Source organism: Urbifossiella limnaea, assembly GCF_007747215.1.
Taxonomy (GTDB): Bacteria; Planctomycetota; Planctomycetia; order Gemmatales; family Gemmataceae; genus Urbifossiella; species Urbifossiella limnaea.
In genome coordinates this window covers 4,798,970-4,811,799 of the sequence record NZ_CP036273.1, presented here as the reverse complement: position 1 = coordinate 4,811,799, position 12,830 = coordinate 4,798,970, and the positions used below count along the sequence as shown (strand labels likewise).

The following is a 12,830-nucleotide window of genomic DNA, read 5'->3' as shown; positions in this document are numbered from 1 at the left end:
CCGCGTCGGGCTGCCGCATTATCCGGGGGCGTCGTCGGCGCACCAAAAAAGGGACGGCGTCGTGCCAAATGTGCCCCGCGTCCTTGCGGAGCATACGGAACAATTGTATACTACCTGTACGTATCCGAGGCCTGGGGGCGGCAGTCCCCTGGGCTTTCAGTGGGCGTCTACCGTCAGTTGCTCGGCGTGGCAGGTGCTGAGCACCTCGTCCGCGGTCGTCGTCCCCTTAAGGATTTTCAGGCAACCGTCTTCCAGCAACGTCCGCATGCCGCCGGCGCGAGCCTTGCGGCGAATCTCCTGAGTCGGAGCCTGCGCGAACGTCAGTTCGCGGATGATGGAACTCATCTTCAGCATCTCGAAGATGCCCTGCCGGCCGCGGTAACCCGTCTGACGACAGTGGTTACAGCCGCGGCCCTTCATCGGCGTGGCCTTGGCTATCTGTTCCTGCGAGATGCCGGCGGCTCGCAACTCGTTGGCAGGAGGCATGTAGGGTTCCTTGCACTTGACGCAGTTCACACGCACGAGCCGCTGCCCCATGATGGCGATCACGGAGCTGGCGATCAGGAATGGCGGTACCCCGATGTCCGCGAGGCGGGTCACGGCGCTGGGCGCATCGTTCGTGTGGAGTGTACTGAAAACCAAGTGTCCGGTCAGCGAGGCTTGAACGGCGATTTCCGCGGTCTCTTTGTCGCGGATTTCTCCGACGAGGATAATGTTGGGCGCCTGCCGCAGCATCGCCCGGATGATGCGCGCGAAGTCGAGCCCGATGCCGTGCTTCACCTCAACCTGGTTGATGCCGGGAAGGTAGTACTCGACGGGGTCTTCCGCGGTGATGATCTTGCGGTCCGGCCGGTTCAGTTCGTTGAGCGCCGAGTAGAGCGTCGTCGTCTTCCCGGACCCGGTCGGGCCGGTGACCAGGAAGATGCCGTTCGGCCGCTTGATGATCTGTTGGAAGCGGATGTAGTCCTCCTCGGAGAAGCCGAGGTCTCGAATGTTCACCTGGATGTTGCCGCGGTCCAGGATGCGCATCACAGCCGACTGTCCGTGAACCGACGGGAGCATACTCACACGCAGGTCGAAGTGCTTCCCCTGAATCGACATCTTGATGCGGCCGTCCTGCGGGCGGCGCTTCTCCGAGATGTCGATGCTCCCCATGATCTTCAAACGCGAGAGAAAGGGGGCGAGCAACCGCCGGGGAGCGGCGTCGCGCTCGACGAGAACGCCGTCGATCCGGTAGCGGACCCTCACCCGGTCGGCAAACGGTTCGATGTGGATGTCGGACGCCCGGAGATTGACGGCCTCTTGAATGACGAGGTTACAGAGCTTCACGACCGGGGCGTCCGACTCCTCGGCGTTGGCCAGGCTGGCGATCGACTCCGTCTGGGTGAACTCGATGGCGGTGTCGGTGAACTCGACGAGCATCGAGTCGACCGACTCGGTTTCCGTCTGACCGTAGTTCTTGTTGATGGCCTCCTGAATCTGCTCCTGGAGGGCGAGCACCGGCACCACGTCCTTGTTCAGAATGAACTGGAGCTTCTGAATGGTTTCGTAGTTGGACGGGTCTGCGGTGATGATCTTGAGGACGTTCCCTTCCAGCGACAGCGGCAGGACGACGTTCTCGCGGGCCACCGACTCGGGGACGAGTTCGGTGACGGCCTTGCTGATCTCGGCCTCGTTCAGGTCGATGAACTGGACGCCGTAGTGCTCGGCGACGGCGTTCATCACCTCGTTGGTGTTGAGCGTCTGGAGCTTGATGAAGGCGTCCTGCAGCTTGATGCCGGTGCTGGCGGCGAGGCTCTCGGCCTCGGCCAGTTGGTCGGGGCTGATGAGCTTCCGCTTGATGAGCACGTCGGTGAAATCGCCGCGGGCCTTGGCCATGGCTGCTCCTACAGGGGTGGTCGCACCGAGAGTCGGCGCGGCGAGCGGGGCCGGGGGAACGAGGGCGGTGCTGGTCGGTGTCGGGCGACGATGACGAGACCCACACCGGATCGGGGCGGAGAGCGCCCGGGAACGATGATGAATGCCGAATGAATTCACTGTGGCAGAACGCTGGTGCTGCTTCAAGCGAAAAGTTCCTCGAAGGCGCGGGGGCGGGTGGGGGCTATCATGTTCCCACCCACCGCCCGGAGGCCGTCCTGTGGCCCGCGTCCGCCTGCCCCTCCTCGCGCTGCTTCTGCTGGCGGTTCCCGCCCAGGCCGTCATCCTCCGCCTCGTCTCGCTTCAGGAAGTGCTCGACGGCGAGCAGCTCATCTTCGTCGCGGCAGTCGATTCGGTGCTGCCCGAGAGGCCAGCGCTCGTGCTGAAGCTGGACGAGAAGCTGAAAGGCGACCCGCCGTTCGACCGGCTGCCGGTCAACATGACGGGCGACGACGAGGCCAAGAAGGGCGAGCACACCAAGCTGATACTCGACCGCCTGGACGGGGGCCGCAAGGTGGTGGTGTTCGCCAGCAAGAAGGGGAAGCGCTACAACGCGATGGCCTTCACCGAGGGAACGTGGTTTTCCCTGCAAGGGGTTGTGGACGACGACGGCAAGACGGTCCGCTGGGCGTTCCTGCACGGCGAGCCGTACCTGCGGCGGACTTTCAAGGGGACGACGGCTGAGCTTCGGCAGATATGCGTGGACGGGCTGGCGAAGAAGGCCCCGCCGCCGGCGCCGAACGAGAAAGAGGCGCCGGGATTCGGACCTGCCCCGAAGAAGGAGGGAGGGGGGAGTGAGGGGGGTGGGAGACGCGGCTCGGTTGTGGGTGGCGCCGCGTTGTTCGGTGTCATCCCGTCGCTGGCGCTGGTAGGCCCGTTGGCTATCATCGCGGCGCTATTCCCCGGCGCTGCCGCGAGCATGGCAGTCGCCATGAAGCGGTGGCGGGCCTTCCTCGTAGTCGCCAGCGTGAACAGTACCGCCGCCCTGGTCTACTGGTTGGTCCGCGAATACTGGGGGCTACCAGACTGGTGGTTATTCACGTACCAGGGGTTCACGCTGCTGCTGGTCGGGTTCACGTTCGGCGGCATGGTGTGGGCCGACCGGCGATACCGGCGGCTCGTGGGTGAAGACCCGACCGCGACCACGACCCCGACGCGCAAGGAACTCCGCATCCTCCTGGGCGTCGTGGCCGTGATCGGGCTGCTGGTCGCGTCGGCGCGGTTCTTCGGGCCGTGGAGCGCGGCGGTCGATTTCCCGATGCGCGAGTTCGCGCTCATCGGCGTGTCGCTCCTCGCTTCGGCAGGCTACGTCGGCTACCGCCGGCTTACCGCGGCCCACGACCTGCGCGCCGACGGCACCGAGCCGCCGCTGCGGGTGAGCATCTCGGGCGAGCTTGCCGGGCTGTCCGCGCTGTTCACCGTCACGCTGGCAGCGGCACTCGTAGGCGGCCTTCCTGCGTCCACGACTACGCCGCCTCCCGAGAGTGCGGGTGGCGGCGTGAGGCTGCTCGACGTGCAGGTCTACGAGCTGCCCGACGCCAATCAGGTGATGTCCTCCGTTACCGTGAACGGTGACCGTCTCTACGTCGGGGCCGCGAAGTCGGGCGGGTTCGGCTCCGACGGGTTTGTCTTCGCCCTCGACCGCGACAGTAAACAGGTGGCGTGGAAGTTCGCCGCCGACGGCGACCTGATGCCCGTGTTCAGCACGCCGACCGTGAGCGGCGGCAAAGTGTTCGTCGGCGAGGGGCTCCACACCGACAAGGGAAGTCGGCTGTTCGCCCTCGACGCGGCGACCGGCAAGACCGCGTGGCCGAACCCGTTCCCGACGACGAGCCACACCGAGGGTCAGCCGAGGGTGGCGAACGGCAGACTGTACTTCGCCGCCGGCGACGACGGGCTAATCTGTGCGGACGCCGCCAAAGGCACGAAGGTGTGGCAGTTCGCGGGTAAGGAGCAGAAGCTGCACATCGACGGCGCCCCGGCCGTGAGCGGCAAGCGCGTTTTCCTCGGCAGCGGGCTGTACACGCTGGCCCGCGTCGCGGTCGATGCCGACACCGGCAACGAATTGTGGCGGCAGCCGCAGGCGTACCGATCGTTCGGGCCGCCGCTTGCGACGGGCGAACACGTCTTGTACGGCATCGGCACCGGGAACATGACGAACGACACATTCGCCTACGCCGAGGAGGGCACTCCGTCGGAGGCGGCGCCCGGTGGCGCAGTCGTGTGCGCGAGCGTTACCGACGGCAAAACCGTGTGGGAGGCAAAGCTGCCACGCTCGGTCCACACGCCGCTCGCGGCGGACGCGCTCTTCGTGTACGTCGCCTGTCGCGACGGCTCGGTGTACTGCTTCAACCGCGCCACCGGCGCCGTGTGGTGGTCGGTATCACTCGGCAGCACGTTTACCGCCGGTCCGGCGGTCGCTGCGGACGATCAAGGCCGCCCGACGGCCGTGTACGCCGCCACTCCGGAGGGCCGGGTCGCGTGCCTGAATCCATACACGGGCAAGGCCTACTGGGTGCGTGAGCTGGCGGAGGTAGGTGGCCGGCGTGTCACCGAACTGTACTCGACGCCTGCCGTGGTGCAGGACGGGCGGCGGCGGTCGGTGTACGTCGGGGCGCAGCTCGAATCGCGTACGCGGAGCAAGTCGGCGGCGGTGTTCCGGTTCGACGACGAGACGGGGGAGTGACCGGCCCTATACCAATCTGACCCACGGAGCCTTGCGATGCCCAGCCCCGAGACGCGCGTCCAGGAATTGCACCTCACCCTGCCGCCTGCCCCGAAGCCGGTCGCGGTGTACAAGACTGCTGTACGCCACGGCAACCTGCTGTACGTCTCCGGCCACGGCCCCCTGAAGGCCGACCGCTCCCTCATCACCGGCCGCGTCGGCGACACGCTCACGCCGGAGCAGGGGAAGGATGCCGCCCGCCAGGTCGGGCTTGCAGTCCTGGCCACAATCCGCGACGCGCTCGGCTCGCTCGACAAGGTCAAGCGAATCGTCAAGACGCTGGGATGGGTCAACTGCACGGCCGAGTTCACCGGTCAGCCGGCGGTCATCAACGGTTTTTCGGAGTTGATGAAGGACGTGTTCGGCGACGACGCCGGCATTGGGGCACGGAGTGCGGTGTCCGCGCACACACTGCCGGGCGGCATCGCGGTGGAAGTCGAGTGCATCTTCGAGGTGGAGTAGCAGGATTCCGGGAAACGAAGGCCGAGAAACGCGACGGGTCCGGCACCGGGTGCTCCCCAAGTGCCGGACCCGTTCTTGTCTTTACAAACTCCCGAACCCGGAACCCCGGCTAGATCAGCTTCAACACAACATCCGCAGCGGTAGTCTCGGTGGCGAATCGGGCCCCGACGAACCGGGCCAGGTTCTCCGCCCGCGCACTCGCCTCGCCGACCAAGATCACCCGCATCCTCGGCCGCATCAGCCGGAGCTTGGCACACGTCAGGTAGCCACTCTCGCCCGCGGCCTCGACCGGAAGGATCACGGCCGTCGGGTTCTTGCGGGTGGCGATGGCGTGCAGCTCGTCCAGGGCGATGGCGGTGCACACGTCCACACCGCGGGCCAGGAACCGCTCGGCCGTCCGGGCTGCGAACCCGGCCCCGCCGCCGACGACCACCCGGGCCGCCCGCTTCTTCGGGGACGCCAACCCACACCCGCCGGGACTGCCAAACACGTTGCTACTCACGATCGCCTCCCAACCAAAAGTCTGCCGACCTGTTGCAGACACGCCGTTCACGAAGATGTTCGCTCCCAGCAACCGGAACTTGCGCGCCGGCCGCCGGATTTCTCCTTGCCTCTGCCGGAAGTGCCGGCTAGAACCGACCTTCCGGTGAGATACCGCCCCTGCCGAGAGGTCTTACGGCACGGGGCGAATGGGGTAACATACGGACCCTCAACCCACCAGTCGAGGTCGGTTGCCGGTGGCCCGTGGTTCGCCCGTCCCGGCCACCTTTCCCGGAGCGCGTACATGGCCAAGGCCCGCATCTCGATCGGCACCTGGGCGTACCTGTTCAACCAGGAAGTCCCCACCACCGACTTCCACCAGATCCTCCACAAGCTGCAAGACCTCGGGTACGACGGCGTCGAGCTTGGCAGCTTCGGCCCGCACCCCAGCCCCGCGACGCACCCCACGAAGGCAAGCCGGGCCAAGCTCCGCAAGGAGATCGCCGACCACGGCCTGGCTCTGTCGGGCATCGCCGTGGACCTGTGGGCGTTCAAGACGCCCGGCACCTCCATCATGGACGAGATCCCGGCCGCTTATCTCACGGCGTTCCTCGGCTGGTGCGCGTTCGCGTCCGAGCTCGATGCCAAGACCATCCGCGTGGACACGGTCGTGGCCCCGAACTTCTTCGATGCCGACGCCGAGGGGCAGAAGATCGGCGCCGAGAAGGGGATGGAGCGGTTCATCAACGTCTGGGACAAGAGCAGTAAGATCGCGGCCGACTACGGGTTGAACGTGTGCTGGGAGTTCGAGCCCGGGTTCGCGTTCAACAAGCCGTCGGAGATCGTGAAGCTGGTGGACGGCGTGCGGGCGAAGGGGAACCCGAACTTCGGCGTCCTGTACGACACCTGCCACGCCCACATGTGCGCGGTCGTGGGGGCGAACCAGACGGGCGCGAAGGAAACGCTCCCGGGCGGCGAGTTGGAGTTGCTGGAGAAGCTTAAGGGGAAGGTGACCCACATCCACCTCATCGACTCGGACGGCAGCCTGAACGAGCACAACACCTCGACGCACAACCCGTTCGGCACCGGAAAGCTCGACTTCGACAAGCTCGTGCCGGCGATGCAGGCCAGCGGCGTGCCGCACGACTGGTGGACGGTGGACCTGTGCTTCTGGCCGCACGCATGGGAGGTCACGGCGCAGAGCAAGAAGTACCTCGACAAGCTCCGCGAGAAGTACGCCGCGGCGTAAAGCCAGCTTGCCGCGTGCGGCTTCGCGTTGCCCAACGCGAAGCCGCACGCGGCTTCATCACCTTGAGGCGCCCCCATGTCCCGCCTCGTCGTCGCTGTCGGGTTCCTCCTGCTCACCTCCCCGGCGTTCGCTGCCGACCTGGCGAAGGGCGGCAAGTCCCTGGCCACGATCGTCATCAACCCGGGCGACACGCCGAAGGCCAAGAGCAAGGTGAAGGCTCTCGCCACCGGCGACGCCGTAGCCGCGCAACTGCTCGCCGACTGGCTCGGCAAGATGGTCGGTGCCCCCACACCCGTTCAGAACTCAGCCCCCGCAGCCGGCACGCCCATCTACGTCGGCCGCGCCGCAGTCGCGGCCGGGTTGAAGCTCGACGACATCGACAGCCGCACGAAGGAGGGGGTACGGATCGTCGTTGAGGCGAACCGCGTCCTGATCGCGGGCCAGTCCGACGCCGCGACGCTGAAGGCCGTCTGCCGCTTCCTCGAACACCTCGGCTGCCGCTATTTCATGGACACGCCACTCGGCGAGGTGTTCCCGCACACGCCCGACCTGACGGTCGCCGCGGTGACGATCACCGAGAAGCCGGGTCTCCTGTACCGCAACCCCAAAGGGCCGACGTGGCCCGGCGGCTCGTGGAAGTCGTGGAACGGAGCCGGCGGCGAGGACTTCGCGCACGCCCACTCGTGGGGCCGATACATCCCGAAGGGGCTGTTCGCCGAACACCCCGAGTACTTCGCGATGGGGGCCGACGGCAAGCGGAAAGACGGCGACTGGCTCTGCACGTCCAACCCCGGGGTGCGGGGCGTGTTCGCCAAAAACGTCGTCGCGGCGATCAAGGCGGGTGCGAGGAACCCGTCGATCTCACCGCCGGACGGCCGCGGCTACTGCCAGTGCCCGGCGTGCAAGGCCCAGGACGACCCCAAGGTCATCGAGCCGTCGAGCGGCAGCGTGGCCGTCTCGACCCGCTACGCCGACTTCTTCGACGACGTGGCCCGCCGCGTGGCGAAGGAGGCGCCGGACGTGATCCTCAACTTTTACGTCTACGCCGACTACACGCAGCCGCCGACGCGAACTACGAAGCTGGCGCCGAACTTATGCGCGGTGATCGCCCCTATCCGCTATTGCCGCCTGCACGCACTCGGCGACCCGAACTGTCCGAGCCGCAAGCAGGCCGTGGACATGATCGACGGGTGGGCGAGGGTGGCGCCCCGACTCGGGTACTACAACTACATGTACAATCTCGCCGACGCCACGCTGCCGACGTTCAAGTTCACGCCGTGCCGGCTCGAATTCCCGCTGCTGGCCGACCGCGGGCTGGCCTTCATGACCATCGAGGTGCTGTCGAACTGGCACCTGTACGGACCGCAAATCTACCTCAGCCTCCGCATGGCGTACGACCCGCGGCTCGACCCCGTGGCGCTCATGGACGACTACTTCACGAAGTTTTACGGCCCCGCCGCCGCGCCGATGAAGGCGTATTGGATGGGGATCGACGGCGCCACGGCGGTCCTGCCGAATCACGCTGGCGGTTTCTACGGCATGAGCGGCGTCTACACCGACGAGTTCGTCCGCGCGTGCGAGTCCCGCCTGAAGCAGGCCTCAGACGCGGCGACCGGCGTGTACGCCGAACGCGTCGCGCTTCATGCGGCGGGCTTCCAAAACGTCATCGATTACCGCTCCATCAACGAGGCGATGGCCCGCGGCGACTTCCGCGCCGCGAAGACCTCCTACGACCGCATGACCGCCCGCATCGACGTCCTCTCGGCGAAGCGGCACGCGAACCCGGAGTACGGCACTGCGTACCTTCGACGCTTCCTGTCGAAGGCGATCGACGGCGGCCTCACGGCGACCGCGGCGCCGACCCGGGTGGTAGCCGTGCTCCCTGACCGCTGGAAGTTCGCCCCGGACGACAAGGACGATGGCGAGGCTAAGGGCTTCGCCAGCCCCACGCACGACGACACCAGGTGGCGCCAGGTGGCGACGTACTCGAACACGCTGAGCGGTCAGGGGCTGGAAGAGAACACGGTCCTGTGGTACCGCACGACTGTGAGAGTGCCGGTGGGGAAGGGGAGTCTCGCGCTCGTATTCCCCGAGGTGGACGGCCCCGCGACGGTGTACGTGAACGGCAAGGCGGTTGAAGCGGAGCCGATTCTGCCGAACCCGAAGGCGGTGGCGGACGTTCCCCGTCGGGCGCCGTTCCGCGTGCCGCCCGGCGACGCCGTCGTCGCGGTGCGGGTGGACAACCGACGCATCAGCGAACTGTTCCTCGGTGGTATCCTGCGCCCCGTCGTACTGGTTGAAGCGCCCTGACACGAACCGTGGGGGTGTGACTTCGCGGGCGGCGGGCGCAAGTCCCGCCCCACCCCCGCGTTCCCACGGCTGACCAGCGTTCGCGGCCTGCCGAGACGACCAATCCGGGTGAGCTTGCCTCCCAGGAACGGAGCCGGTATACGCCGCGACCCAAGTTCCCCCGGCCCCCGCCGCCGGCACGACCCCCGAGGACGGACCCTCGTGAACCCGAAGCGATTCCAGGACGACGAACAAACGACCGACGACACCCCGGTTCTGGTCGAGAGCGTGAGGTCCGGGGCCACCCCGCCGGCCGCCGGGAGCGGCGACGAACACAAGATTTCGGTCTTCTGGCGAGTCTTCGGCGGCACGATCCTCAGCATCGTGGCGCTGGTGTCGATCACGCTGTTCAACAGCATCCAGTCGTCGATCAGCGAGTTGCGGGCGGAAGTCGCCCGCACCCGGGAGGCGCTCGGGGCGGCGGTGAAGCGCGAGGACTTCGACCGCGAGCGCGAGGCCCGTGGCGCGCTCGCAAAAAAAGAGGATGTGGATGCGCGCGTGAAGACGCTGTACGAGCGCATCCGCGTCATCGAGGGGTACAAGGGCGACATCGAGGCGGTGAAGGAGCGGACCAGCGCGGCGACGCTCGCGGTCGATTCGTTGAAGAAGGACTTGAATACGTCGGTGGACGCCTTCAAGCGTGACACGGCGGGAGTGGAAGTGCTGCGGGAGCGGTTCGCGGTGCTCTCCGGAGAGGTGAAGCTGTCGACGGAGGCGGCCCTGCGGGTGCAGGGCGAGATCGAGAAGAACAAGGCCGGCGACATGGAGCGGAAGCTGGCCCGCGACGCGCAGTACCGCAGCTTCGAGGAGTCGCTACGGGAACTGCAGCGGGCCGTGCAGGACTGCCGCGAGAAGTTGGCCCGCCTGGAAGGTGCTGGCCCGCAGCCGCGGCCGGCGCGGCCGCCGGAGCCGAAGACGGGTGATTGACCACCACAGGAGGCCCACCCGTTACGACGGGTGGGCTTTTTCGCTTGACACTTCTGCCACCCGTGGTATCTCCCGCCTGTTTCATGCGACCACACCCGGGGGACAGCGGCTCCGCGGCCGCGGGTGGGGGCGCCGCCCGGCACAGGGGGAAAACATGACGCGCTGGTTCACCGCCGCCGCGCTGGTGGCGCTGGCCGCCGGCCCGATCGCGGCCGACAACGGTCGGTTCGTGCCGATTGACACGAACAAGTTGGTGGTCCGCCCGAGCCGGGCGATCGCCAACGTCGCCGCCGGGACAATCAACCTCGCCGGCGACGCCGCCGCCGGGCAGGTGCAGAACGACGGGTTCATCAAGACCTTCAACAACCTGTTCGGCTACACCCGCCCGAGCATGAATCCGATCCAGCCCGGCCCGAGCGCGCTGCCGAACCCGCTGCGGTTCCCGTCCACGCGCTACCCGAACTACAACAGGCCGGTCGCGCCCACGGTGATGCGGCGGTAGGCGTGTCGCCGCATGCGACGGTTTCGGTTTGCTCGTCGCGTCGGAGCGGGTACAATCGGCAGAAGCGGCCGCCCCGCTCCCGCCACCCAGGACCGCGTCCGATGCGACGGTTCGCTTCCCTTTTGGTCGTCGCGCTCGGCGCCGGCCCCGCCACTGCCGCCGACATCCCCGCCGACTGGGCGTTCAAGCCCGTCCTCCGGCCCGGCGTCCCGACGGTCAAGGGGACGACCCGCACGCCGGTCGATGCCTTTCTCCTCGCCCGCCTCGAAGCGAAGAGGCTCACCTTCGCCCCGGCCGCCGACCGCCGCACGCTCGTCCGCCGGCTCTCCTTCGACCTGCACGGCCTGCCGCCGACGCCTGAGGAAGTTGCCGCGTTCTTGAACGACGCGGCCCCCGACGCGTATGAGAAGCTTGTCGATCGGCTGCTGGCGTCGCCGCGGTACGGCGAGCGGATGGCGCTCTTCTGGCTGGACCTCGCACGCTACGCGGAGAGCGACGGGTTCAAGGCCGACGACGCCCGCCCGAACGCCTGGCGCTACCGCGACTATGTCATCCGCTCGTTCAACGCCGACAAGCCGTTCGACCGCTTCGTGCGCGAACAACTCGCCGGCGACGAACTCTTTCCCGGCGACCCCGACGCCCTTACCGCTACCGGGTTCTTGCGGCACTACCCGTACGAGTACAACGCCGTCGACGTGGAGCTTAAGCGGCAGGACATTCTGAACGACCTGACAGACACGACGGCCGGCGCGTTCCTCGGACTGACGCTGGGGTGCGCGAAGTGCCACGACCACAAGACGGACCCGGTGACGCAGGAGGACTATTACCGCGTCCAGGCCTTCTTCGCCGGCTACTGGCCCGTCGACGGGCCACTGCTCGATGCGGTCGCGCGGAAGGACTACGACACGAAGCGCGCCGCCTGGGAGGCGAAGACCGCCGCCGACAGGGCCGAGTTGGCGGCACTCGAGGGGCCGTACCGCGAGAAGATGGTGAAGCGCGAGCGGATGCGGTTCGCGCCGGAACTCCTTGCGCTGGTGGACATGCCCGAGGCGAACCGCACACCACTCCAGAAGCAGATGGCGGCGATGGTCGCGAAGCAGGTGTCGGCCGACGGCAAGGATGTCGGCAAGACGATGAAGGGGGCCGACAAGGAGAAGTGGGACGCGCTAGCGGCGAAGCTCGCGGCGGTGGCGAAGGACAAGCCCGCCGACCCGCCGCGCGTGCCCGCCATGACCGACACGGGGCCCACGCCGCCGGCCACATTCCTGCTGAAGCGGGGCAACTGGCGCAGCAAGGGCGAGAATCTCGAACCCGGCTTCATCGCGTCGATCACGCCCGCGGACCCGACCATCACGCCGACGGCGACGACGAGCGGCCGGCGCGCGGCGCTTGCATCATGGATCGCCGACGCGAAGAACCCGCTGACCGCCCGCGTGATCGTGAACCGCGTCTGGCAGCACCACTTCGGCGTCGGCATCGTCCCGAGCAGCAGCGACTTCGGCGTCGGCGGTGACCGGCCGAGCCACCCCGAACTGCTCGACTGGCTCGCAAGCGAGTTCGTCACTTCGCACGGCTGGTCGCTGAAGAAACTGCACCGCCAGATCGTCACGTCGGCCGTGTACCGCCAGAGTGCCCGCGGCGCCGCCAACGACGCCGACCCGGACAACGCCCTACTGTGGCAGTACCCGCGCCGCCGTCTCGACGGCGAGGCGCTCCGCGACGCGGTGTTGATGACAGCCGGTGTGTTGAACACGAAGGCCGGCGGGCCGAGCGTGTACCCCGAGCTTCCGGCGGAGGTGAAGACCGGCGGCTGGAAGGTGTCGGCCGACCCCGCGGAGCGTAACCGCCGCAGCGTGTACGTTGGGGTCAAGCGGAACCTCCGCTACCCGTTCTTCAGCCTGTTCGACAGCCCGGAGCGCGTGGAGGCGTGCAGCCGCCGGTTCGTCACCACGACCGCCCCGCAGGCGCTGACGCTCCTGAACGACGCGATGATCCTCGGCCACGCCAAGACGTTCGCCACGCGCGTGACCCGCGACGTGGGGAATGACGGCGACAAGGTGGTGACGCGGGCCGTGGAGTTGGCGTTGGGCCGCCCGCCGAGTTCGGAGGAGAAGGCGGCGCTAGTGGCGTTCCTCCGTAACGGCGGCGCGGACGCGGTGACAGACCTGTGTCATGCGCTCCTGAACCTGAACGAGTTCCTGTACATCGATTGATGCTCC

The 12,830-nt window shown here is 67.5% G+C and carries 9 protein-coding genes; 7 read left to right on the top strand and 2 right to left on the bottom strand.

What is annotated here, in order from left to right; all coding sequences use genetic code 11:
- Positions 1 to 156: 156 nt before the first annotated feature.
- A complete protein-coding gene (locus tag ETAA1_RS19675; protein ID WP_145241447.1) occupies positions 157 to 1,878 on the bottom strand; it encodes a GspE/PulE family protein in 1,722 nt (573 codons plus the stop codon).
- A 259-nt stretch (positions 1,879 to 2,137) separates the two neighbouring features.
- On the opposite strand from ETAA1_RS19675, the gene ETAA1_RS19670 reads away from it, so the two are divergent.
- Both ETAA1_RS19670 and ETAA1_RS19665 read left to right on the top strand, forming a co-directional pair.
- Positions 2,138 to 4,603 carry an outer membrane protein assembly factor BamB family protein gene (locus ETAA1_RS19670; protein WP_202920269.1) on the top strand — a complete coding sequence of 822 codons (2,466 nt, stop codon included), beginning with the start codon at positions 2,138 to 2,140 and terminating at the stop codon, positions 4,601 to 4,603.
- Positions 4,604 to 4,639: 36 nt separating this feature from the next.
- Entirely contained in the window at positions 4,640 to 5,104 is a 465-nt protein-coding gene (locus ETAA1_RS19665; RefSeq protein WP_145241443.1) for a RidA family protein, read from the top strand.
- Between the two features lie 109 nt (positions 5,105 to 5,213).
- Here ETAA1_RS19665 and ETAA1_RS19660 read toward each other — a convergent pair whose 3' ends face one another.
- Positions 5,214 to 5,606, bottom strand: coding sequence for a hypothetical protein (locus ETAA1_RS19660; RefSeq protein ID WP_145241441.1), 393 nt, complete (start codon positions 5,604 to 5,606; stop codon positions 5,214 to 5,216).
- Between the two features lie 282 nt (positions 5,607 to 5,888).
- Between ETAA1_RS19660 and ETAA1_RS19655 the strand changes: the two genes are divergently transcribed.
- The 5 genes from ETAA1_RS19655 (at position 5,889) to ETAA1_RS19635 (ending at position 12,824) form a co-directional block, all read left to right on the top strand.
- On the top strand, positions 5,889 to 6,833 hold the full coding sequence (locus tag ETAA1_RS19655; RefSeq protein WP_145241439.1) for a sugar phosphate isomerase/epimerase family protein: 945 nt from the start codon (positions 5,889 to 5,891) through the stop codon (positions 6,831 to 6,833).
- A gap of 75 nt (positions 6,834 to 6,908) precedes the next feature.
- On the top strand, positions 6,909 to 9,143 hold the full coding sequence (locus tag ETAA1_RS19650; RefSeq protein WP_145241437.1) for a DUF4838 domain-containing protein: 2,235 nt from the start codon (positions 6,909 to 6,911) through the stop codon (positions 9,141 to 9,143).
- A 201-nt stretch (positions 9,144 to 9,344) separates the two neighbouring features.
- On the top strand, positions 9,345 to 10,109 hold the full coding sequence (locus tag ETAA1_RS19645) for a hypothetical protein (protein WP_145241435.1): 765 nt from the start codon (positions 9,345 to 9,347) through the stop codon (positions 10,107 to 10,109).
- A 154-nt stretch (positions 10,110 to 10,263) separates the two neighbouring features.
- A complete protein-coding gene (locus ETAA1_RS19640) occupies positions 10,264 to 10,611 on the top strand; it encodes a hypothetical protein (RefSeq protein WP_145241433.1) in 348 nt (115 codons plus the stop codon).
- A gap of 101 nt (positions 10,612 to 10,712) precedes the next feature.
- A complete protein-coding gene (locus tag ETAA1_RS19635) occupies positions 10,713 to 12,824 on the top strand; it encodes a DUF1549 and DUF1553 domain-containing protein (protein WP_145241431.1) in 2,112 nt (703 codons plus the stop codon).
- Positions 12,825 to 12,830 lie beyond the last annotated feature (6 nt).